General features: G+C 66.2%; 27 protein-coding genes. 3 read left to right on the forward strand and 24 right to left on the reverse strand.

Annotated features, from left to right (window positions below; translation table 11 throughout):
- The coding region (locus tag HMPREF0063_RS12625) for a transposase (protein ID WP_007079077.1) at positions 1 to 202 on the reverse strand (202 nt) is incomplete at its 3' end.
- Positions 203 to 276: 74 nt separating this feature from the next.
- Here HMPREF0063_RS12625 and HMPREF0063_RS16640 point away from each other — a divergent pair.
- The gene (locus HMPREF0063_RS16640) at positions 277 to 543 is read left to right on the forward strand and encodes a hypothetical protein (protein ID WP_156794122.1); all 267 of its coding nucleotides are present in this window, start codon (positions 277 to 279) and stop codon (positions 541 to 543) included.
- Between the two features lie 140 nt (positions 544 to 683).
- Here the strand turns inward: HMPREF0063_RS16640 and HMPREF0063_RS17000 are convergent, their stop codons facing one another.
- From HMPREF0063_RS17000 to HMPREF0063_RS12655, 6 genes are all read right to left on the reverse strand, one after another.
- The gene (locus HMPREF0063_RS17000; RefSeq protein ID WP_211208732.1) at positions 684 to 1,415 is read right to left on the reverse strand and encodes a hypothetical protein; all 732 of its coding nucleotides are present in this window, start codon (positions 1,413 to 1,415) and stop codon (positions 684 to 686) included.
- A 1-nt stretch (position 1,416) separates the two neighbouring features.
- A complete protein-coding gene (locus HMPREF0063_RS16330; protein ID WP_007079079.1) occupies positions 1,417 to 3,060 on the reverse strand; it encodes an N-6 DNA methylase in 1,644 nt (547 codons plus the stop codon).
- A gap of 132 nt (positions 3,061 to 3,192) precedes the next feature.
- Positions 3,193 to 4,410 (reverse strand): site-specific integrase, encoded by a 1,218-nt coding sequence (locus HMPREF0063_RS12635; protein WP_007079080.1) that lies wholly within the window; start codon positions 4,408 to 4,410, stop codon positions 3,193 to 3,195.
- A gap of 559 nt (positions 4,411 to 4,969) precedes the next feature.
- Complete coding sequence (locus HMPREF0063_RS15905; RefSeq protein ID WP_007079081.1) at positions 4,970 to 6,004, reverse strand: DNA-methyltransferase; 1,035 nt, start codon at positions 6,002 to 6,004, stop codon at positions 4,970 to 4,972.
- Positions 6,005 to 6,330: 326 nt separating this feature from the next.
- Positions 6,331 to 6,675, reverse strand: coding sequence for a hypothetical protein (locus HMPREF0063_RS12650; protein ID WP_040320279.1), 345 nt, complete (start codon positions 6,673 to 6,675; stop codon positions 6,331 to 6,333).
- Positions 6,672 to 7,040, reverse strand: a complete 369-nt coding sequence (locus tag HMPREF0063_RS12655; protein ID WP_007079083.1) for a hypothetical protein — start codon at positions 7,038 to 7,040, stop codon at positions 6,672 to 6,674. Before HMPREF0063_RS12655 ends, HMPREF0063_RS12650 begins: the two co-directional genes overlap by 4 nt.
- Positions 7,041 to 7,229: 189 nt before the next feature.
- Here HMPREF0063_RS12655 and HMPREF0063_RS12660 point away from each other — a divergent pair, with 189 nt between their 5' ends.
- A complete protein-coding gene (locus tag HMPREF0063_RS12660) occupies positions 7,230 to 8,516 on the forward strand; it encodes a ParB/RepB/Spo0J family partition protein (protein ID WP_040320280.1) in 1,287 nt (428 codons plus the stop codon).
- Here HMPREF0063_RS12660 and HMPREF0063_RS12665 read toward each other — a convergent pair.
- From HMPREF0063_RS12665 to HMPREF0063_RS12730, 15 genes are all read right to left on the reverse strand, one after another.
- Positions 8,513 to 9,322, reverse strand: coding sequence for a hypothetical protein (locus HMPREF0063_RS12665; protein WP_007079085.1), 810 nt, complete (start codon positions 9,320 to 9,322; stop codon positions 8,513 to 8,515). The two genes, HMPREF0063_RS12660 and HMPREF0063_RS12665, sit on opposite strands and share 4 nt — an antisense overlap.
- The gene (locus HMPREF0063_RS16645; RefSeq protein WP_156794124.1) at positions 9,319 to 9,990 is read right to left on the reverse strand and encodes a hypothetical protein; all 672 of its coding nucleotides are present in this window, start codon (positions 9,988 to 9,990) and stop codon (positions 9,319 to 9,321) included. Before HMPREF0063_RS16645 ends, HMPREF0063_RS12665 begins: the two co-directional genes overlap by 4 nt.
- Positions 9,991 to 10,090: 100 nt before the next feature.
- The gene (locus HMPREF0063_RS12675; protein WP_007079087.1) at positions 10,091 to 10,456 is read right to left on the reverse strand and encodes a hypothetical protein; all 366 of its coding nucleotides are present in this window, start codon (positions 10,454 to 10,456) and stop codon (positions 10,091 to 10,093) included.
- 194 nt (positions 10,457 to 10,650) lie between these two features.
- Entirely contained in the window at positions 10,651 to 11,667 is a 1,017-nt protein-coding gene (locus HMPREF0063_RS12680) for a hypothetical protein (protein ID WP_007079088.1), read from the reverse strand.
- Positions 11,664 to 12,356 carry a replication-relaxation family protein gene (locus HMPREF0063_RS12685; protein ID WP_040320282.1) on the reverse strand — a complete coding sequence of 231 codons (693 nt, stop codon included), beginning with the start codon at positions 12,354 to 12,356 and terminating at the stop codon, positions 11,664 to 11,666. Before HMPREF0063_RS12685 ends, HMPREF0063_RS12680 begins: the two co-directional genes overlap by 4 nt.
- A gap of 1,072 nt (positions 12,357 to 13,428) precedes the next feature.
- Positions 13,429 to 14,724 carry a type II toxin-antitoxin system HipA family toxin gene (locus HMPREF0063_RS12690; protein ID WP_007079090.1) on the reverse strand — a complete coding sequence of 432 codons (1,296 nt, stop codon included), beginning with the start codon at positions 14,722 to 14,724 and terminating at the stop codon, positions 13,429 to 13,431.
- Positions 14,724 to 15,173: a helix-turn-helix domain-containing protein gene (locus HMPREF0063_RS17355; RefSeq protein ID WP_083788925.1), complete on the reverse strand. Its 450-nt coding sequence runs from the start codon at positions 15,171 to 15,173 to the stop codon at positions 14,724 to 14,726. Before HMPREF0063_RS17355 ends, HMPREF0063_RS12690 begins: the two co-directional genes overlap by 1 nt.
- A gap of 207 nt (positions 15,174 to 15,380) precedes the next feature.
- Complete coding sequence (locus HMPREF0063_RS15910; RefSeq protein WP_007079092.1) at positions 15,381 to 16,286, reverse strand: nucleotidyltransferase family protein; 906 nt, start codon at positions 16,284 to 16,286, stop codon at positions 15,381 to 15,383.
- A 257-nt stretch (positions 16,287 to 16,543) separates the two neighbouring features.
- Positions 16,544 to 17,326, reverse strand: coding sequence for a metallophosphoesterase family protein (locus HMPREF0063_RS12705; RefSeq protein WP_007079093.1), 783 nt, complete (start codon positions 17,324 to 17,326; stop codon positions 16,544 to 16,546).
- Positions 17,327 to 17,355: 29 nt separating this feature from the next.
- Positions 17,356 to 17,733 (reverse strand): hypothetical protein, encoded by a 378-nt coding sequence (locus HMPREF0063_RS12710; RefSeq protein WP_156794125.1) that lies wholly within the window; start codon positions 17,731 to 17,733, stop codon positions 17,356 to 17,358.
- A gap of 23 nt (positions 17,734 to 17,756) precedes the next feature.
- On the reverse strand, positions 17,757 to 18,206 hold the full coding sequence (locus HMPREF0063_RS12715) for a hypothetical protein (protein WP_156794126.1): 450 nt from the start codon (positions 18,204 to 18,206) through the stop codon (positions 17,757 to 17,759).
- Positions 18,199 to 18,597, reverse strand: coding sequence for a hypothetical protein (locus tag HMPREF0063_RS16650; RefSeq protein WP_156794127.1), 399 nt, complete (start codon positions 18,595 to 18,597; stop codon positions 18,199 to 18,201). The genes HMPREF0063_RS12715 and HMPREF0063_RS16650 overlap by 8 nt, the downstream gene beginning before the upstream one ends.
- Positions 18,598 to 18,701: 104 nt before the next feature.
- Positions 18,702 to 19,166, reverse strand: a complete 465-nt coding sequence (locus tag HMPREF0063_RS12720) for a hypothetical protein (RefSeq protein WP_007079096.1) — start codon at positions 19,164 to 19,166, stop codon at positions 18,702 to 18,704.
- On the reverse strand, positions 19,163 to 19,705 hold the full coding sequence (locus tag HMPREF0063_RS12725; RefSeq protein ID WP_007079097.1) for a hypothetical protein: 543 nt from the start codon (positions 19,703 to 19,705) through the stop codon (positions 19,163 to 19,165). The genes HMPREF0063_RS12720 and HMPREF0063_RS12725 overlap by 4 nt, the downstream gene beginning before the upstream one ends.
- On the reverse strand, positions 19,702 to 20,169 hold the full coding sequence (locus HMPREF0063_RS12730) for a hypothetical protein (RefSeq protein WP_007079098.1): 468 nt from the start codon (positions 20,167 to 20,169) through the stop codon (positions 19,702 to 19,704). The genes HMPREF0063_RS12725 and HMPREF0063_RS12730 overlap by 4 nt, the downstream gene beginning before the upstream one ends.
- Positions 20,170 to 20,392: 223 nt before the next feature.
- Between HMPREF0063_RS12730 and HMPREF0063_RS17360 the strand changes: the two genes are divergently transcribed.
- On the forward strand, positions 20,393 to 20,560 hold the full coding sequence (locus HMPREF0063_RS17360; protein WP_425358310.1) for a helix-turn-helix domain-containing protein: 168 nt from the start codon (positions 20,393 to 20,395) through the stop codon (positions 20,558 to 20,560).
- Between the two features lie 128 nt (positions 20,561 to 20,688).
- Here the strand turns inward: HMPREF0063_RS17360 and HMPREF0063_RS12735 are convergent, their stop codons facing one another.
- Positions 20,689 to 21,210, reverse strand: a complete 522-nt coding sequence (locus HMPREF0063_RS12735; protein WP_007079099.1) for a hypothetical protein — start codon at positions 21,208 to 21,210, stop codon at positions 20,689 to 20,691.
- A 201-nt stretch (positions 21,211 to 21,411) separates the two neighbouring features.
- Positions 21,412 to 21,774 carry a hypothetical protein gene (locus HMPREF0063_RS12740; RefSeq protein ID WP_007079100.1) on the reverse strand — a complete coding sequence of 121 codons (363 nt, stop codon included), beginning with the start codon at positions 21,772 to 21,774 and terminating at the stop codon, positions 21,412 to 21,414.
- Positions 21,775 to 21,815 lie beyond the last annotated feature (41 nt).

The raw sequence follows: 21,815 nt of genomic DNA on the forward strand, positions 1-21,815 counted from the left end.
GACGAAGACGCACCAGCTCGGACCGCTCGTCCTTGCTCAAACCGGGACGCTCACCGTTCTCGACCTCGGCCTGCGCCATCCACCGGCGAAGACCGGACTCGCTGATCCCCAAGTCCTTCGCGATCTGCGCCACCGGCTTGTCACCGGACCGCGCCAACTCCACCGCCCTGCGACGGAACTCCTCGGGCTTTGCTGCAGGCATCCAGACTCCTCTCGTGAAGCGATTCTCGCTCCAACATCGGTGTCCGGGGAACTCGGGACAGGTCACCTGGAGAGGTGGATCCGTCAGAACTGTTCCGCACAATGCGCGACGATCCCGACAAGTTGGGCGAGATCCTCTCGAGAACACCTACAGAAGTCGGAGGGTGGCTGGCCGCGCTCGAAGGTGCGGATCCGCATGACTGGGTTGACGGACTTTGCTCTCGACATGGTGAGCGCACGAGAGTTCTCGATGCTCTCGCCGACATGTGGGTTTCCCGGAATGCCAGCGAAGCGCAGGCCTTTGTTGATGACTTGGAAACAGCCCTATCTGCAGGCTCGTGACAGTCGGGACGGTTGATCAGGACGTCTTGCGGGAACTCGAGGAAGGGGGTGCGGATTACTGGTCGCCGGGCACCAGAAGCGGCACCTGTTGAAACTGGACTTCAGACTGGTTCAGGCCTCATCAGCGGCCATGCGCCCGGTCAGATTTTGACAATCCTGCCGTCGGAACCGTCGTACAGGTCGAAATTTCGTTCACCGACCAGCTCGATGATGTCGTCCATTGCGCGATCCAGATCTACCTCAACCTGATCATCATTGACCTCAAAGGCCCTCACGCTGGGAGCGAACACGTTCGAGTCGACCAACAGAAGGTAGAGCCTCTCAAACTGCTCGTCGCGTGCTGCCGGGTCGGGGCGACGTGTGAACAGTCGAAGACGAGGAAAGGCGTTAGCGAACGTGCTCTTCCGACGCGCCGTGCCATCCTGCTCAGCCCCCGAATCCAAGAATAGAAACCCCGCGATGACCGCATACGGGAAGCGGCGGTGGAGGGTGACACTCTCGATGAGGAGATCGCCGCGGCGGTTCGTGAGATTCTTCTGGAAGTTGCCCGTCTTGCCATCCCTAAACAGAATCGTCTTTACGGAGCACGCAAGAATCAGGCCGGACTCTTCGGTAGCCCACGACACATCGACCTTCTTCGCCCCTATCCCGCCAGCGAGTCTGCGTTCTGCACCAGATAGACCCACCTCGCCGGGGCCAGCCGGGCGGGCTTCGATCATGCCTCGGTGCCGCAGCTCGGCGGCGATAGCGAGCGCCAGGTTGTTCGACATTCGCTGGTTGTAGTTTTTCTTGTTCGACTGGGTATCGGAGTCGTCTGGCTTCGGTCCTGCCGCTCGAATCGCTTCGACGAGCGCCTCCGATAGTCGCGACACGTTAGGCCCTTGCAGCACGACGGGCGGAGAGTCGACTGAACTCATCTCTCAAGGTCGCAACATCATTGCGCCTCATGCCGAGTGATTTAACCATCAGGACCTCATCCACGATCTTCGCCGCCTCAGTGAGGCGTCCGTTGCGCAAGAGAGTAGCCATCTGGGGTCGAACAGCGAGCAGAGCATCACGATTTGCGGCGACGAGGGCCGGAGACGGTACCGGGAGACGGTCTGCTTCTCGTGGCTCGATCTTGAGCATCCCACCACCATAGGCGCGACCAACTGTTTCGGCGCCTACCAGTGTCATGGAGGTGAGGGACGCGAGTGGTAGTAGTTCTCGCCCGAGTGAAGAGTGCTCTGATCGCAAGTAGATACCGTGAACCGAGTTCAAGTGCAAAGCGCCGGCACCGTTGGTCGTAATCCGCGGGGTGTCGGCGTTCATGTAAGTCAAGAGCAGGTCGGCCGGCTTAACCAAGGGAACTCGCCACCATGGCTTTCGGACCCGGCACTTGTACGCCAGGTTCACCCCAGCGGTCTCACCGGCATCGATGTAGCGCTGAGCGGCCTCGCTTGGCTCCCCGGGGGGCCGAAACAAGTATGTTGCTGACCCCCTTCTCCCCATCTCGGTCATGGCGTAGTCGCTCAATCCCAATCCACGGAGATGTCGACTGCCGGGGGGAGACAGACGCACTAGTTCATTGCGGGCAATGCCAAGTTCCGCAGCCTTTTGAGGTGACAGTGCGAAGTACTTGTTATTGCCCGTGACCATGCCGAGGGATGTCTTGCCCCAGTTCTGCAGTGGGACGTACGCACCTGATGCGACGAGGTCCGTGTAGACGTGCAGAGCTTCTCGACTCAAGAGCAAGGGGGTCCACTTATCAGCCGGATCGAGCGGCTTCCAAGTCGTGGATGAAGCCAGAACCTCGCCGAGGTCATCTGCGTTGTGAGCCTGATAGATGTTCGCGTGGTCGGTATTCCCTTGGCGAAACCCCTCCGCGAGCAGGAGCACAACCTCTTCCTGCACCTCTGGAAATACCCGCTCTGTGAACAACACTAAGTCGACACGGGAGAACGACTGTAGGAGGAACCTTCGGACGTGCGCTGCGTAGTTCACACTCAAGAGTTCGGCCGGCACGACGAGCCCCATTCGCCCACCAACCTTCAGGAAGAGTGCGGCGTGAACGGTGAACGCTGCCCAGGACGAGGCCAGTCCTGAAATGGAAACTCCGGCCTCAAGTGCTGCCTGCCGTGAGCGGAGTCGCGCCTCTCCGGAAAAATCGTGGTACCGAATGAATGGCGGATTTCCGACCACAGCGTCATAGATCGGTTCCGGAGGAACGGTAAAGAAGTCGCCCTCCAGAATGTCTGGTTTGCCCCCCGATTCGGTGACGATGCGGGCAGCCTCGCGCACACTCGCTGCGTGGATGTCAACGCCACTAACGGTGGGTGACTCAGCACCGAGACTTCGGAGTCGATGGACCGACCTCTCGAGGAAGGCTGCTTCGCCGCAAGACGGCTCAAGCACCCTCTCTCCAGCACCACGGACTGCCCATTCGACAACAAAATCGGCGATGGCCGGCGGTGTGAAAAATGCACCTCTTGCCTTCCGGACCCGCCCGTTGTCTGGGACTTCCTCAGCGACGGTCACGAGAATCATCCTCTCGCACGGGGGTGACAGAAGGGTGCAGGCTGTGCCGGACCTAGGACTGAAACACGGATTCGTGTCACGAGCATCCTCTGATTGCGAGGTTCGAACTGCATAGGCCAGCCTCTCGAGCTGTCATGGCTGAAGCGCGCGGTCGATGAGCGTCGTGACATCTGGTGCGAGAGTCAGTTTCTCTACGATGTATCGGCGACTGATCGATTCGGGTGATCGGCCGAGAACTGCCGCGGCGATGGGCACCCCCACACTCTGTGCTTCAGCCGCGGACCTATCGACGATCAGGTTAGTGACGGTCTTGCGTACAGCGGTCAGATCGGCCCAGTCCCACGACTGGTCCTTGCGGCATTGACCCCATTCGCGGCGGACGTTAGTTGGCGCCAGCCAGGTGCCGTTGCGGGTCGCAAACACCGGTGTCTCTGGGTCGTAGGTTCCGGCATGCTGGCGGAGGCGTCGCAGGATCGCGGCCGAGACCGAGTCGATGGGTACCTGCCGGAACGCGGCCCGGCTTGGGGCTCGTTCTTCGCGGCGCAGCGGCCGTCCCTGACTGGGCGGCTTGAGGGTGCCAGTGAAGGCGACCGTCGGAGTCGTGGTGTCGAGGTCGATGTCGCACCAGCGCAGAGCCAGGAGTTCAGAGAGCTCAGCGCCGGTGCGCATCAGGAGCGTGACGACGTCGTGCAACCGGTGCGATCGGGGCTGGCTCTTGATCGGCCGGCTGTCGTACGCCGCTGCCGCGTTCAGGATCTCGTGGAGTTGCTCGACGCTGAGGGTGCGAAGCGTGGGCGCGTTTCGGCCGGGTGCTGGCACGTCCCGGGCCGGGTTGTGGTGCAGGATCCCTGATTCGACGGCGTGGGCGAGGACCTGGGTCAGGACCTTGTGCGCCCACACCGGTCGGGACGGGGTGCGGCGCAGGCTCCCGTCGGCCCCGGCCGAGGCCCCCATGCGGGTGTAGAACTGGCTGATGTCGATCGGGCGCAGTTCGGTGATGCGGTAGCCGCCGATGCCGTCCGCGGCAAGGATGAGGTTCTCGACGCCCTTGCGGTAGTAGGCCTGTGTCTCCACCGTGACCTTGCCTCTAACGCGGAGTGTTTCCAGCCAGACTGCAGCGAGGTGGCAGATGGTCGAGTTGCCCGTCAGCCGCACGTCCGGGCGGTTCGGTGACGTCGCCAACTTCCGCCGCAGGGCCTGCTCGGCGGCGGTCGCGGTGTCCGCGGTCGCTTGGCGGGCGCGGACGTTCCCGTCGATGCGGCGGTAGCGGGTGCGGGCCACCCACCGGCCCGAGGTGGTGGGGGCAGTGGTGACAGGACCGTGGTTGCCCACAGCGATGCGGCGGCTCATGCCCCGTCCCCACTGTCGGCAAGGTTGATGATGCAGGTTGGGGTCGTTCGTGTGGTTTCCATGGTGGTGATATCGGCCCGACCGCGACCCGGCGTGATCGAAGGCGGTTCGGAGCCGGGCTGGGACCTGAAGATGGCGGCGAGGCTGGGATCACTACCGCGGGGTCTGTGACATCTCGCCCTTGTCGTGCGCGGGTTCGCTCGACCCGTCCGGGCAATGACCGGCTGAAACGCCGCCCCCGCCGCGTTTCTTGCCCTGGGAGCAGTCGTGGTCGGCGGATCGGGGGGTGCGGGAGGCTGGGATCACTACCGCGGCGTCTCTGCTCAAGGTTGGCGGTGTGCGCGGGGGTGGCCTCCGGGCGGTCCGCCGCCGGTCGAACGGTGACCCCGCTCGGGCGTTTCCACGTCCCGCAGGTCCTGGGGCCCTGGTCGGCGGCGGTCGCGGGGTTCAGCGAGGCATGCCGAGGCGGGTTCGGTCGCGAGGGCGACCTCGACAGGCGCGGAGGGTGGCGACCCGTCCGGCCGCGGGGGTCCAGTTCTCTGGTGGCTGGGTGGCGCCTCTACGCGGCTGCGGTTCGGGTGATGCGTTCGGTGATCAGTGGCAGGTAGGCGGAGTCTGCTTCGAATGCGATCACCGGCCGGCCTTGCACGATGGCCGCTTCGACGGTTGTCCCCGACCCGGCGAAGGGGTCGAGGACCGTTCCGCCCGGTGGGGTGGCAAGCTCGACCAGGTACCTCATCAGCGCCAGCGGCTTGACGGTCGGGTGGGTTCCGCTGGTGAACGTCCGCTCGCCTTTGGTCGCCTTCTTGCACACCACAGCCGGGGGAAACGCGACCGTGTCGTGGAGCATCTGCTGGGCCCGGGCGAACACGTCCGGGCCGGGTTCACCGGCGACGACATTGGTCGGGGTGGTGGGTAGTTCGGCGAGCGACGCGGCACCGGCGGTGTTGAGAACACCGGTGCCGAACAGGTCGTGGTTCATGGCTCTGGTGCCGATCATCGGGCGGCGCACCACCGCGATGAGTTCGCTCTGAACCGCGAGGATCCCGGTGGAGCGTGCTCCTGCGCCTTGGTGGATCCAGGTGATCTGGTCGCGGACGTCGAAGCCCGCGTTCTCGAGCCCGGTGGTGACCCGGTGGCTGGTCTTGGGTGCGCCAAACAGAAGCGCATGCCCGCCGGGCTTGAGGACGCGGAGCAGTTGGGTGCCGAGGAGTTCGGCCCACCGTTGCAGCAACCCGGGGTCGCAGTCGGCGAGCCCGCGGGTGTGGGTCCCGGTGGTGTGGGCGTTGGGTGCGACGTGGCCGAGCATGCTCGGCTCGGTCAGCAACACGTCCCGCTGGATGTCCAGGCACGTCTGGCACAGCACCCAGGTGGGTGCTGTGGTGTCCCCGCACGTCCGGCACGTCACCTGGCGTCCGTGGAGTGCCTTGAGGCCTGGTGGGGTGGCGATGCCGTAGGGAGGGTCGGTGACCACGGCATCGACCGACGCGTCCGGCAGTTCGCGCAGGAGGTCGAACGCGTTGCCGTGACGAACAGTCACCGGGGCGTTGGGAGTGGGGTGGGCGGTCAGGTCGTGCTCGGAGTGCAGGGTCATGTTCTTGGTATCGGCAGGCCGGCGGTGTTCCCGTCCGGCCTGGGTCCGATGCCGCCCCGGTGGCGCCAGATCGGACAGCGCACAGGATCTGCCGCGTTTCCGAGTTGGGGGAACCGATTACTGACCGTGGCCGATGGCGGTGATAAACCGGAGTTGGGTCAGGCTCGCCGTGCGCGCGGCCAATGGGTGTCGTGATCTGGCGTGATCGACTGTCTGGTGCGCAACTGGGTGAACAATTGGCGACCGTTGGCTCGTGCGAGCCAACACGTGACCCAACTCGTCCGCCCCTCAGGTCCGGCCCGCTTCCAGGTGGCACGTCCGGTGGCCTACTCGTCGGCGACCCACACCAACGAGGCTCGATAGGCCTCTTCGTAGGAAGAGTTCCAGGGGTGCTCGTACGGCTGTAGGGAGACGACACGCCACCGGCCGCGTGCCTCTTGGTGTCGGTCGTTCCAGGCCCCGAGCCACCCGTTCCAGCACGTCAGGTCTGAACCCAGGGTCCGCGGATCGGAGGTCAGGTGCCACCCGCTGGTCGGGTCGTTTCCCCGATCGCGGGGAAGGCCGTCCCACCAGCGCACGAGGCAGACCTCGGTGCCGGGGACGACGTCCTCGTCGATGGTCACGACCAGGCGGCGACGGCGGTACCGGGTCTTTCCGGGGGCTTCGCTCATGATGCGCACCATCCTGCGAAGCGCGCGTTGAGGTCGATGATCCGTCCGTCTTCGTCGAGGAGTCCAGCCGCCCGGAGTTCCGCCGTTGCGTGCAGGTCGAACATGGCGTTCACGAGTGCTGCCACCCACGGAGAGTCGGCTCTCGCCAACCCACCGATGATGTTGGTCGGGCGCTCGCCAGCCTGGTCGGCGGCGTTGGTCGCCCGCAGCATGTGGCCGAGTGGTCTGGTGTGGAACCACTGGAGGAACTCGCTGAACCCGATGACAACGCCTTCTGTTTCCGGGTGAGTGCCCGGGGTTTTCCCGAGGCAGGCGGCGTAGAGGGCGGTGCGGCGCCGAAGCTCCGCCGGGCTGTCTGAATGCATGGCTTCTCCTGTAGATCTTGCCGTCGTGATCGGTTCTGTTCCCTGAGCATCTCGAAAAGGGGTGACACCTCAATCAGGCTGTAATTGCAGTAGCTGTGACCTTCCGGACGGCACGACGGACGGCTGACTGCGGGCGTTCGTTGGCAGGTTGAGGCTGCCCGGCGAGGCCTGATGCGTGAGGATCAGGCCATGTCGCCGCCGGAGGAGTCCGCGCCGTATCAACTCCTGCCGCCGCTGACTCCCACGGAGTTCGAGGCTTTGAAGGCCGACATCCAGGCTCGCGGCGTGCAGGTGGCGATCGAGTTCGACGAGCACGGCAATGTCCTCGATGGCCACCACAGGCTGCGGGCTTGTCGCGAGATTGGGCTGAAGAGATTCCCGCGTGTCGTCCGTGCAGGGATGACCGACGATGAGAAACGTGAGCATGCGTTGGCGTTGAACGCCCACCGGCGTCACCTCACGCGGGCCGACCGGCGCCGCCTCGTGGCCGACCTACGCGAACTGGGGTGGAGCATCCGCAGGATCGCTGCGGCCACCAGCACCAGCGTCGGAACGGTGACGGCTGACTTGTCAGTTGTTCAGATTCGAACACCTGGCGTTGTCGTCGGCTCCGACGGGAAGCAGTACAAGGCTTCCCGTCCGCGCCGGCCCACCTCCGTGCTGGTGACAACAGAGCGCCAGCAGCAGGCCGCGTCCGAAGCACTCGTGGCTCTGGGTGAGCGGGCGCCGGCAGCGCACACCGATCTGCGGCGGCTCGAACGGCTTCGCCGTGACCAACGATCCGCCGAGGCGAGGCAGGCGAGCCGGGACGCGTCCCGGCCGCTGATCGGTGGTGCCGAGATCCGCCACTGTTCGATCCGGGACCTGACGATCCCGCCTGGCGCGGTCAGTTTGGTGTTGACCGATCCGCCGTACAGCGGCGCCGATGTGCAGGCCGGGATCTACCGGGACCTCGCCGAGTTCGCTGGCCGCGTGCTGGCACCAGGTGGCTGGTTGGTCGCGTACTCCCCCACGATGTTCCTGCCTCAGGTGCTGACCGACCTCAGCACGTCCGGGCTGACCTACTGGTGGCAGTACGTCATCGTGTTCCCGCAGCATCCGGTGCAGCAACGCACCCGCGCATTGGCTTCGGCGTACCGGTCGGTGGTCGTGTTCCGTCAACCCGGCGACACCAGCCTGCCGGCCTTCACCGTGGATGTCCTTCCGGGCGCCGGCCGAGCTAAGGACACGTCCCACCCGTGGCAGCAGGCCGCTGGGGAAACCCGTCCGCTCATCGAAGCCCTCACCGAACCCGGCGATTTCGTGGTGGACCCGTTCTGCGGCACCGGATCGTTTGGGCTCGATGCGACCGGTCTTGGTCGGCGGTTCATCGGCGCCGACATCGACGCTGGCCATGTCGACCTGGCCCGTTCTCGGCTCGCCGACGGGTCGGCTGGACCGAGTAGGCGCACGACGGACGAGCCTGCGGGGCGTTAGGACTCGTGGGTGATCGGTTCGCCGCCGGTCAGCACTCTCAGGGCTGCTCGCCCGTCGCGGCGCTGGTCGTCTGTCAGCGGCAACCAGGCTGGATGTGACGGGTCGGCGAGGTGTTGAGTGAGGTGCCGCAGGCGCGTCCCGTCGCTTCCTGACCTCGGCTTCTCAAGCTCAGCCCAAGGGTCATCCAGACAACTCAGCAGCACTGCGGCGTCTTGCAGGTGTCGCTCGGGGTTTCTCGAGTCGGCGAGGTGCGCGGCGGCCTTGAGGATGAGCGCACCGAAGACTCCCGGCACACTGACCACAACTGGCCGGTGGGGGTCGATGGTCAGGTTGGCGTTGACCGTTCGTCGTAGCGCTTGGGTGCCGCCGGCGATCCCCACCATCTGGTATCCCAGCAGTTTCTCCCGGGCTGCCGGGGCAGCGTGGTCGGCGACCACCAGATCGACCACGTCCACCTGTTCGGTCCCCCGCGGCGGCCCGGCAGGCACAGCGGTCCGGTGGAACCGGTGCGCGGCGGGGTTGCGCGGATCGATTGGCGGCGCCAGTTCGTACCCCAGCGACGCCAAGGCGCGGGCGATGGCGGCGGGCCGGCCGCGTCCGGTCTCCACGTGTACGAGCATGTCGATGTCGGTGGTGGGGCGGATCGCGTCGATGCCTGTATGGATGGCGTGGAGTTGGACCATGAGCCCGCCGACCAATGACCACGACGTCGGTTCCAGAACTTCGGCGATCTCGGCAACGTTCGGCCACGGCTCACCCCACCCGCCGGACGGTGACGCCACGGTGATGGTCTGGCGCTGACTCATCGGTCAGCGCCCAACGCGGCGGTGAGGACTTGTAGACCGGCCGCCCGTTCACGGGTGTCCAAGGAGTCGGCGAGGTCAAGCCCAGCCAGCACTTCCCCCGCTGCCGCGATCTGCCGGATGGTCTCAGGGTCGAAGGAGGTGACTCGCAGGGTCACGTTGCTCGTTGTGCCAGTTCCTTCGGTCAGGTTGTACCGGCTCACCAGGTCGTCGAACACGTCCGAGGTCACGTAGCCGTCAGCGGTCGCACGCGTCTGCGTGGCGAGGTCACCGACCGCTTCGCCGCTCCCCGTCGTCACGATCTCGGCGGCGATGCGGTCGACAGCGGCCCGGTGACCCTGAAGGAGGTGCACGTGTGCGCGGTTTCGGGTGCGGGCCACCAGTTCCTCGGCCGTCATGCTGCGCAGGCTCGTTCGCAGACGCGACACCTGAGGTTGACCTAACCAGGTCGCCTCCACTGCGGACAGCGACGCGATCGCGGCCCAGGCAGTGTGTCCTTGCCAGGCACGCCGTCGGTGCGCGCTGCGGGTCGCTTCGAGCCGCAGCACCGACTCGAGGTCTACCCGTGCGGGCCCTACTGCAGTGATCTGCCCTGCCGCGGCGTATCGCTGGACCTGACGCACCGACACCCCAAGCCTGACGGACGCGTCTCGCACGCTCACGAGGCTCATACGGATAGTGTCGCACAAGCGACGCTAACCATCAACAACCGGACGGTGGGACGGCAGCCCGACAACTGGTGTCAGGCTGCCGCCCCACCTTGCGGCCGGGTCAGCGCTTCGTCAGTGGGGACTGACTTGCCAGGATCTCGGTGGCCTCGGGCGTGAGTTGACCGCTGATGATCCACCGCCGTCGATCATCGGCCGTGATCCGAACCTTGAACCCGCCGTCGTCGTAGACGTAGATGCCCTGCTTGGAGACGTACGAGAAGAGTTTGCGACCTCCGCCCGTGCGGATTCCGGCTTCCAGAACGAAGAGCATGACCCACATGTGGACGCCCACCAGCACCATGTCCGACAGGAACTCCTGATCTTCGTCGCGGTCGAGCCTGATGGCTGCGGTCCAGCGTGGATCGATCGAACCGCGCTGGGCGGCTCGATCGATGGTGCCCAGAACAAGCTGGGATGAATCTGACATTTTGCTGCCTCCGTGAACTCTGACCGAGACCTTGTGTGCCGGTCACCTTCCTTATCGGCAGCCGCAGCACCAGAAGTGCGAGAACCGAACTGCTTCGGCGATCTCACCGCTAAACGAGGGAGAATCGGCCGACGTCGACCCCCGCCACCAGGCGAGCACCACCCGTCCGAAGTAGACCTACGAACCCTGTCGGGCTACGGGGCCGGGAAGGTGAGCACGCTGACGCGTCCGTGATGGCGATCCGCCGCCTGGGCGACCCGGGTGGATGCTTCGCCCGGTGGGGCGATCACTGTGGTCCGGCTGAAGAGGTACGTGTCCGCGAGGTGGTCGAAGACAGCGGCCAGCGCCACGACCGGGTCGGGGTCGGTCCATACGAAGTAGGCGTCGGCCCACGCCTGGCTACCGGCGTCGAGATCGGGGCGCTCCACAACGAACGTCGGCAGGATCCGTTGGTGGCCGACCTCGGGGTGCTGCTCGCTGGGGCTCAGGACCGTAGCCCAGCGGCCAGGTCCCGACGGCAATGGCGCGGCAGTTGGCTTGGTCCGAGTGGGGAGCCTAGGGAGTGCCGGCGTCATCGCGGGTGTTGGTGCGGGTGCGTCGACCCGGTGGTTGGTGAGGATCTCTGTTCCGCTGACGAGCACTCCGGGTGTGATCGACGGCAGCACCTGCCCCACGAGAGCACCGATGAGCAGTTCGTGGAACGCAATCAAGTCCGCGGTGATCTCCCTTGCAGGAGCGTGGGGCAGGCCGACGAGTTGGGCCCCGTGGGCGGTGAGCCACCGGACCCGTCTGCCGCCATGCAGTTGGGCTGAGGCGACGGCGCCGGCCTGTTGCAGGACGAGCAAGTGGTTGCGCAGCGAGCCGCGCGACACCGTCCCACCTGTCTGCCAGCTACGGAGTCCAGCCAGCGATTCATCGGTGACCGGACCCCATTTCCAGAGTTCTTTCGCGATCGCCCGCTGCGTGGGCGTCAGGTGCACCGTCGAAGGTTCCAGACACGGCACCATCAATAGGCGCTCGCTTGAACCATTGTCGTCCCGCTGGTCGGGGTCAGCCCGGATGGCTTCGCTGGCGATGGACTGCTCGAACCAACCGGTGTCCGCGTCGGCATCCGCGGCTGGGGTGGGTGCTGGCCAGACGGTCGGGACGGAACCGAACGGCGATGGCACCTCGTTCGCCTGGAAGGTGTTGGGCAGCGGTGGGGTGGTCATCGGGCGGTGAGTCCGCTGCGCGCATCGGGCGCCCAGGCCCGCAGCATGACCTTGTCGGTTGCGCCGACCGCGGCCGCAGCCCTCTCGATCAGGCGCCAGACAGTGGGCTGATCGGTGTAGTACACGACCACGTCCACGTCGTCGGCATCGCGGTACAGCGCGAGGATCTGCTTAAGCTTGCGTGGTGGTTTGCGACTCAGCTCGAGTTCGATCGCTGCCCGCCGGGCCCTGCCCGAGAAGTTTGGCATCAAGATGAGGTCGGGTGTGTGGCTGGGTGCGGCCCGAACGGGTCCCGGGCGACCGTGATCGGCCTGATACTGCAGCGCGGCCATGTTCTTTGAAGTTCGGTCACCGATCAGAATCTCGGTCTCGGTCACGACCGTCTCACCGTGCTTCTCGAAGAAGATCCCCAGATCAGTCAGCCCCAGGGTGTGGGTGACCGTGCTCGGCTTCATGTCCAGCGGTGCTCGGCGGTCGGCTCCCAGGAACTCGACCGCGTCGGCTGTCACCTGCCAGATCTTCATTGGAGTGACGATGACCTCGTGCTGCTCCACCAGCTTCTGGGCGTGCAGTTTGCGCAGGCGCCTGCGCAACGAGTCGCGGTTGATGTCGAGCGCGAAGGCCATCTGGTCGTAGGTCGCGAAGCGGTACCGGGCCAGGAACACCATCAGCTCCTTGTCCCTGTCCATGAGTCGCATCCCCGGCCCCGCAGGGGCCTTGGGGCGGAGGGCCTGGACCACCCCTGCCCCCGCAGCGGGGGCAGGACCCCCGGGTACCGGGGCCTCCCCCGGGGGCACGACCGGGGGCCCCGCCGGGGCCGCCCCCGCGACGTTCCCGGGGGTGGGTTCACCGGGGGTTGCCCCCGCGGGGGCGGGGGCCGGTTCGGGTGCGGGGGCCCCCGGGGGTCGGGATCCGGGGCGGGGAGCCACCGGGTGTGGGGCTGCGGTGCTGCGGGGAGGGAGCGAGACGGGCAACCCCACTGGGTGCCGGCGGGCTGCTGGGCGGTCAGACATGGGATTCTCCGATCCACGGTCACTCAGGGTGGTGGCCGATCAGGCAACGCCCTTGGTGGCGTTAGACCTTCTCTAACGCCAGCGAACGTTGTTTTTGTCGGCCGCGGATTTCACCGTGAACACCCCCGAAAAGTGCTACATCAGGTGTTCACCCAGGTGTCCGCCTACCCGCCCACTCGGGTGGACACCTTTCGGATCCTCCACCCTGTGATTGCAGCACTTTTGGCCATCCAATCGGGCTGTCAGCACGCGACTTACCTATGGGAGGGTCGGCACCTCGCGCCAGCCTGAGTCGGTGTAGCGCCATCGCGCGGTCCCCCGGCGGGCCTTGTGCCCGACCACGCAGTTCGCCACCGTGTCAGCGGAGCCCGGTCGGCACGACCTCCAGTCGACCGGAGTCCGTCAGGTCATGGTCGAGGGACCCGTCGGGCCCATCGCACTACGGTCGCCGTCTTCTGACAGGCTCGTCGGACCCCGAGCTCTAGCCCCCGGGTCGTCTGCGGTCCCCCGGTCCCCCACGGGGCCCGAATCGCGTCCCCGGGGGCAATCACCCCTGCCCCGCTCGGGTGGCCCGGGGACCCCCGGGACCCCCGCCGCGTTGCCCGGGGCACCCCCGCAACAGGGTGGGCCGGGGGCACCGGTGCCCCACCCCCTCCCCGGGGGTCCGGGCCCCGGGACTCTTGGTGGACGCGACCGCCGAGCGGACTGGATGACGTCGTGAGTGGTCGTCGCTGCGGTAGGGCGGGTTTCACGCGGGGCGAACGTCTGCGATTCGTCTACCGATGGTCCTGATGTGGGGTTTCGTTACGCCGGCTTTGTGAGCGTAGGCGGGCCAGTTTGCGATGGCGTCGAGGACCTGGTCGGTGACTTGCTCGTATCGGGGGACTTCGAACTGGTCGCCGAATCGGTTGAGGTCGGCGCGCTTGATGTCGGTGAATTTTCCTCCGACGGACATCAGGTGTTGCCGCAGCCACTGGTTGTCGGGGTTGAAGGCGTAGGTGATGTCGTAGGCGGGGGCGAGTCGCCAGGTGCCGTCGGGGTCCATCAGGAAGGAGAAGTTTTTGGTGTGGTCATCGCAGTTCGACGCGGCGATGTTGAAGACCATGCGGCGGAAGGCCTGTTCGCGGGCGGCGGGTCCAAGGCCGAGGTTGTCGCACATCAGGAGGTAGGAGGCGTAGTCGTGGGTTGCCTGTTGGTTGAAGTCCAGGGCGCCGAGTGCGCACAGTGACTGCATGTGGGTGCGGGTGCCGTCGGGTGCCCGGTCGAAGCGTTTGGTCATGAAGTGGGCTCGGCCGCCCTCCTGGAGCAGGAAGGTTTCGGCCATGTCGATTCCGGCGGCTCGCGCCATCAGACTGTAGGCGTACTCGATCCGTCCGTACTGTTGGCTGTCGCCCAGTTGCGGGTCAGCGCCCACCCCGTCGAACTTCACCAGCCACCGCTCGAACCGGTCGGGGACCGCGATGTTCCCGGCCAGCATGTCGCCGGTGGAACGGTCCCAAGCGATGACTGCTTTGGCCCGGGCGCCACCAGCAGACGTACCGACAGTCAGGAGCCGGTTCAGCACGTCGGTGTGCTGATGGCCCTGAAGGTTGCCCTCGATGGCGGCGCGCGCGGCGACGACGAGATCGGCCATCACCACAGCCGTCGGGTCCGCCGCGCCTCGGCCGGTGTCGGGGTGGAAGGTGAGCGCACCCATCCCCCGATCACCGACGTACGCGAGTCGGTCCAACGCCGTCACCGCGTCACGGGCCACGCCCTCGCGCGCCAGGTAAGCGTCGATGATCGCGTTGCCGAACCCATCGGGGATCGAGTCGGCCAACATCGGCGGAAGACGGCGAAACGTTTCGGCCGACAGAGCCGGGAAAGTGAAGATCCTCGACCGGTTAGTGGTGGGCATCAGCGACGGTGCGAGTTCGACCCGCGCGCGAGTCCACGACGGTTCGTACTCGAACACGTAGGCACCCGACCGTGGGTCCGCGGCGACCGCGCCCACCGGTTTCCCCCACGCCTGCACACGCAACACCTCCACCGGCTGATACACCATCACGCCTCCCTGATGCGTCTGGGAGACGCGCGACGCGGCCGACGGACACCCTCGGTGGCCCGCGCAATCGCCAACGGGCTCACCTCAGGCACCTCGTGAACAGACTCCAACCACTCGACCCGACCCAGCGCGCGCGCGACCCGCACCACGGTCCGCAACGACGACCCCCGACCAGACTCCAACGCCTTCAACGCGCTCAAACTCACCGACGCTCGATCTGCGACAGTCGCCTGGTCAAGATCCTGCTCCAAACGCAGCGCCCGGAACTGGGCACCCACCCCGGCCTCCCACTCCTCCGTCGTCCGCCGTGAATAGTCCATATTCAAACCATAACACGTTGATTGCACTCCAATAGTTGGCAAACAACCTATTGGTGATGAACAGGGACAGCCACGCTGCGGGACGCCCCAGCGGCCACCAGCCCAACCGGTCTCCCGGACCCTTTCCATCGGCTTGCCCCTCCTCCGCCGAAGGAGAACGTCGAAGGATCGTCCCCCGCCCCCGCTCGGGTCAGCCGGGAAGCCGACGCCCGGGCTCCGGGCGATCTGTGCCCCTCCCTGTCACCCGGCACCCCGGGTGCACCCGGTGACCCGGCGTTCCCGGGTACCCCGCCCCACAAAGGAGGGAACCGTGCGGGGGTTCGGGTTCGTGCGTTGTCACCCAAGGCGTGGCGGACGGACTGCCGCCAGGATCTCGTGAAACTCGGCCTTGCTGAGCCATCCGCCCACGTATCCGGAGGTGATCTCGTCCCAGGTGCCGGACGTGGAGCCTTCGTGCGGGTACGGGGCGTGCTCGCCGAAGGTGTACGACATCCGCGAGAGGGCCGCGACCAGATCCGTGCGGCTCGATCCATCGATCGCGGCCCGCAGGATCAATTCTTCCGGCCACGGACCGGTGCCTCGCCGTTCGACAACCCTGAGCTTCGCCCGAACTCGAGCCACGGTCGTGCCCACGGTTGCGGCGATCTGTTCCGGCGGGACTCCCCCATCCGACAGCGCCCGCATCGACCTCAGTTCCTCCAACCTGGCCAGCCGTTCGTGGGCGCGGCGCAAACGCTCTGCCGTCGCTGCCGCAACCGCGCTAGGCGACTGAGGCGTCTCAACGGGCTCGAGCGGGACAGCGTCAGCGCGCATCGCGGCCAGGATTGGCCCGGCGTTGCGCAGGTCATCACTGATGATGTCGACCCGGATCCCGGCGACCATCTCGAGCTGATCCTGCAGTTCGTACAGCGTGAACAGGCTGAAATCTGGCGGGAACCGAGCAAGCAGATCAAGGTCGCTGCCGGGCTTGTCGGTCCCCCGGGCCACCGAACCGACGATCCGAACATCGGTCGCACCGAACCGCGCGAAGACCGAAAGCAAGTCCTTGCGCAGTTGCTTGTTGAGGCCGTCCCGCGGCCGCGCCAGAGCTCGGACCGCTTCCCAGACTCTTTCGCGGGCACCCGGCGCACATGGCCCATCGGTCGAGATGAGGGCGAGTTCGTCGATCGTCACTCCTGCAGCCGCAGCGACCTCCTGCAGGGTCAGCCCGTAGCGCTCAGGCACATCCCGCAGACCAAACATGCTCCTCCTTCTTCACACGGTCGTCCCCAGCCGGGGTCCCGTCCGGGGTGGGGCGTGCTCCGCCGCCCACACCCCCACCGGGCCCCGGCCACCCGGACACCCCGGAACACCCGGTGATCTCCGTCCCCGGTCCCCTCGGGCTCGGCGAAGGGAAGAACGGTGTGAGGGGCTTTCTGCTGGAGGGCATCGGTGTCTACAGATGTGGACACGAGCGGCGCGCTCCCCACACTGTTCCCGCCTGGGGTTCCTCACACCGTTCACGTCCATCCCGGCCGGCGCCGTGACGAGAGGACAGCATCGGCAACAGTCAGGCCCGGCAGAGCCAGTACGACCGCGTTGCCGGAACGGCGGTCTCGATCCAAGACATCAACGACCGTCGTGGTCCCGTCCGAGTGGTTGTGTAGGTGGGAGAGCCTCTGGTGCCAGTGGCCGGAGAACACCCGCCTCGGCTTGGCCGCGGCCACTGCTTCGCCCAGGAGGTCTCGACTGACTTGGGCCAGCATTGTTGTGGTGTTGTCGAGCGGGTAGTCGCCGACGACCGGCACCCCGGCCGGCACGTCATGGGTCAGCAGGACGTCGAGGCCCGCAGGGCCGAGCCGCTGCACGTCCGCACGAGTGGGCTCCTCGAGATCGCACCAGACGTCGACGCCCTCGATGCGATAGGTGCGGTCGACGGAGAAAGCGCCACCAAGGGCCCCGAAGGTCACGCCGCTCCACGTCCACCGGTGGCCTCTTGGTGCCCACCAGATCCCGGTGAGGACTTCGGCCCACCCGTGTCTGTCGCGGTCGTACGCGTTCAGGGCCGCGTGATTGTCGTGATTGCCGTCGATGAAGACGAAGGTGACGCCAGCGTCGCTCACCGCCTGCATCAGTGGCCGGTCGAACAGGGTCGGCTTCTCTCCCGGCCACAGAATGCCCAGGTCGCCGAGTTGCACGACCACCTCACACCCATGGTTCTGTGCGGCTCGCATCGCGGCCACGACTGCGTCGACCTCACCGTGCCAGTCTCCGCACGCAAGGACTCGAGTCGGAGCGATCATTGACGGGTGCTTGGCCTCAGAAGCGCCCGTCACGGTGGGCCGTCCTGAGGGTCACGCCCGCCAACAGCCGGGCCGCGCTTCTCCGTCGGACCCACGCCGTCCGTCGGGCCGGTGTCGTCCGCCAGCTTCTCGATGCTCGCGACGGTGGTGGTGAACCTGACCGTCTCGGGGACGTCGGAGTGTTCACCCCCGAGATGAATGATCAGCAGCGCGGGCTCGCCGATCGTGCAGGAGTGGATGGCCAGCAACGTCATGGGTTCCGCATCTCGCCTCAGGTCCGCCACCTCAAGGTCAGCGGGCGCCGAGCCGTCGGTGATCGGGTAGCGGGTGATGGCGGCGGCCTGGTTGCCGGGGTTCTCGATTAGGTAGGCGGCGGTTTGGGTGGTGACGAGGTAGGTGCCGGTCATCTCGATGCGGAGCCGGTCAAGGTTCACTGTGGCTCCTCCTCCCCTGCGGGAGACGGCTCCGCCGATTCACTGGTCCCGTGGGCCGCGTCTTGTGCTTCGACCGGTTCGCCATTCGAGGGTGTGTCCGGACTGCCGTTGTCGGGGTCGGTCGGTCTCGCGCCACCGTTCCTGCCGACCGCGGCTATCGCGGTCATCACGCGGTCCAGTTCGACGACGTCCATCCCGCCCAAACATTCGGCGAGGCGGTCGACTGCGGTGGTGGCTTCGTGGAGGAAGTGCGTCCTCACCCGTCGGTACGTGCGCTCACGCAGCATCAACCGCGACCCTGAATCGAGGTGGATCTCGGCATCGGCGCCAGCGGTGCGGTCGAAGAGCTGCTCCACCGTCATGCTCGCGGCGTCCGTCGCGCTGACGACTGCCCACTCATCCAACGGCGAGTCCGTCTCGGACGGGCCGGTTGCGTGGTCACTCATTGGGCGCCTCCCCTTGATCAGGCCGAGCTCCACCAACTGGAGGGACAGGAGCCGGACGGCCGGCGGTTGCATCTGTCGCCAGGCGTTTGATGCGGTTGAGCAAGCGCTGCTGTGCGTTTGCGGTGATCGCTTCAGCCGCGGCGACCAAGTGCGCGTCGATGATCGCGAGTTCCCACAGGGTCCGGCTTGCGAGGTCGTTGAGTTCACCCTGCAGCTCGTCTGTGAGGTGTTCACGCAGACGCGCGGCAACGCGTCCGGCGTGGTTCGGGCTGATCAGGACCTCCGCATACGGGTCAGCAGCACCAGGCTCCGAGAGAACCAGCACTGGTCCGGCCTCTGCTCGCTCGGCGACATCTTCTGGCGACAGCGCGGCCAGTTCGGTGGCGGACACCAAGCTCGCCGACGGGAACGCCCTCTTCGCTGCCCGTGCCAGTGGTGTGCGAGGACAGAGGGTGTGTCTACCGGACGTGCCGCTACTCTCGCTGTTCCTGGCGCTCACCGGTGGTCCTCCGGTTTCTCCACGTCACTCGTTGGTTCGTTGGAGCCGGTGGTCATCCGGGCCGTGGGCTGCTCGGCCTCGGGGACTGGTCCAAGCAGGTCCACGCCCGCCCACACATGCTCGTGCAGAACTGCCACATCGTGCAGGCTCCGATGCGGCAGCCGGGCCAGTTCTGTCTCGATCAGATCCCGCAGGCGTGCTCGTGCCGCACGTGTCAGGTGTTCGACGTCGTTCAGGCTCGTGAGGATCTCGACAATCCGGCCGTCGCCGGCCGGACCTCCTTCGACCAGCAGCGGACCGGAACCCACCAGTGCCAGCAGCTCGCCGACGTCGAGGTCAGTGAACTCCGCAAGCCTGATCCTTCGCGTGTCGTGCGAAAGGCTCATCACTAGGTCGGCCATTGCTCCGTCTACCTCGACCGTGAACCGGTAGGTGTCACCGGACTCGGGCGAGGACGTCACTCCGGGGCCTCGTCGTCTGCACCATCCGGGGAGGACCCCGTCGAGGGCTCTCCTCCGTCGCGGAAGTCGCCGAGATTGAGGTACTCGCTGCCGTCCAGGATCGACAGTTGCTGGGCGAGGCGCTGCACGGCTTCGTCGGCCGATGGGCCTGAGGAGGACCACGGTCCGACAGTGGCCGACCACGAACCGGCCGGTGGCTGCTGACGAAGCATCACCGGCACCCCCGCGAGCAGGTCGATGGTTCCGGTTGGTGCGTCCGGCGCATTGTCATCTGCGAAGTGGCCTTGGCTCGACCTGCTCACCCGGTCGACAGCGGTCGCGATCGAATCTGCAGCCGACCTCCCCATCACCTCACCCACGACGTCGTCGTAGTCACCACCAGCGGTCGTCACCCACGCGCGTTCCTCCGGCGCCCACCAGGTCTGAAACAGTGGCTCACCCGATCGCGGCCCAATCGGTCCGCCGACTCCGACGATGGGACGGGTGATCCCGTCGTCAGCGGCGCCATTTCGGGCCGCGAACTCGGCATTGCTGGTCATGCGTCCACCGGCTGAAGGTCGATGATCCACGCCGGCGGGGCGATCTCTCTCCAGTCCATGTCGTCGATTCCCTCGCAAAGGCCCTGAGCGTGCAGCGTCCACGCGGCCATCGCTGCCTCGTAGGACTTCGCCTGGCGCTCCGCTGGCGCGAGGGTGGCAGCCCTCAGAGCCGCTGCGTCATCCAGTCGTGCCCGCAACTCTTCGAACAGAGCGACAACGGCCTCCTCAGCAGTCGCCGCGGTCCGCCGTGTGGTCGGGAAGGACTCACACGAGGCCTCAAAGCCGCCGCCGTCCGATCTCGTGGCCGTGAAGATCGCAACCTCCAGAGCGAGCAACGGAGCGACCGAGAGCGGCTCGTGGGTGGCCGCCTGCATCGCAAGGAACCCGCGACGCTTCTCCCACCGCCCCAGGCTCTCCGGGATGACGGTTCGCCACTCGTGGAATGGCCGGGACATGGTGGACATCGAAACTCCTGTTGTTGTCTGTTGACAACAACAGTACATCTAAGCCCTGACACATCAACTCGACTAGAAGCCAGCCAAGACGTTCGAGATCTGCACGCGATGTGATGAAGTAGCGCATGTGTCAAGCAACGAGATCCCGCAGAAGCAGCGAGCGAAGTCACCTGTTGCAGCGGCCGAGTTCGGACGCCGCGTCCGGGCGGCACGCGCGGATCGCGGATTGTCGATGACCCAACTTTGCGGGTTGGGTGGTTTCACTCCGGGCTTTCTCTCACACATCGAGAACGGAAACCGCGAACCCGGACTTACAGCGATACTTCGGATCGCATCCGCCCTCAACGTCGACCCATCAGAACTAGTCCGCGACCTACCGGCGGGCGATCTCACCAGGTAGCAGTCGGGCCACTGATTGCCCACCACGTCGACGGACCATCTTTCCCCCGCCAGAAGTGATCCCTCAGGTCCAGACCGGTCGAGGCGGCGCACCGACCCAAAGGTCAGCCCGCCGCCTCGCTTCGCAGGTCAGTCGTCGAGCGCGCGGAGGTACCGCGCGCGCTTCTCGGCGAGTACCGCGAGAGTCACCTCGTAGGTGGTCGCTCCGATGAGGTCTGAGGCCCATACGACTTCGTGCGACTCGTTGTAGATGAACAGGCGAGTCTTGCCTCCCGGCGACATCTTGGGGATAGCGAACTGGCCCTCGTCCTCGAGGAGCACGGACATCACCAGCACGGCTTCGTCCTGGAACCTCTGCAGGAGATATCCGTAGGTGGCCATCTCCCTGAACGGGATCTCGACCCGGGAGACGACGGTGGCGTCGGCGAACTCGACAGGGACGTCGAGGGGAAAGGGGTTGTCGCCGTCGACGTCCACCGGTGTTCCGATGGTGAAGGTCCCCTCCTCGTGACCGGCTTCGAGGACCTCGCGGCGGAGGGCCTCGCGGGCAAGCTCTCCGAGGTCGACCTCGAACTCCGTGGGCACCGTCCCCAGGAGATCGAGTAGGGACAGCTCCTTGAGGTGGAACTGGCGTTGCTTGTTGTGAGCCATCGTGGGCTCCTTCCTGGTCGCCGTTTCTGGTGACCGGTTCGGCACGTGAGGGCTTGGTGCCTCCACGCTGCTTACCTCTGTTATCGGCAGGCCGGGCGGCAAATGAATCGGTGCCGCTCAGCCGGTCCACATTCGGCCTCTGGGGCGCCCCGGAGTGCCGGGCCCGCCTCTGCCCTTGGGGGTCAGGACTAAGTCATCGCGTCAGGAGGCGTCGTCGCCGGTCCACGAGTCTTCTGGCTCGACCGAGCCGGCGAGCCGGTGGTTGGTGTGGACGATCCACCCGCACCGGTGAAGCCGCGACGCGGGCATCGTGCGAGGTGGGGTGACGAGCTGGGCCCAGACCTCCTCCCGGTCTGCGCTGAATCCCGTCCGTACCTTGCGGCCAAGGTCGGCGGCGGCCCTGCGGGCCAGCGCACGCCACACATTTGCCGTCACGTCCAAGTCCTCGACGACGGCTGAGGCTTCCTCGTCGGCGGCGAACTGACGGTCGATGTCCCGGCGGGCCTGTTGCTCGCGGTATCCGGCGAGCGTTCGAACCTGGTCGGGATCAAGGTGGTGGTTCATGGGAGTCCTCCTGCTGCTTGTCAGCGTGCTGACGAAGAGGC

The sequence above is a fragment of the Aeromicrobium marinum DSM 15272 genome, assembly GCF_000160775.2.
Taxonomy (GTDB): domain Bacteria; phylum Actinomycetota; class Actinomycetes; order Propionibacteriales; family Nocardioidaceae; genus Aeromicrobium; species Aeromicrobium marinum.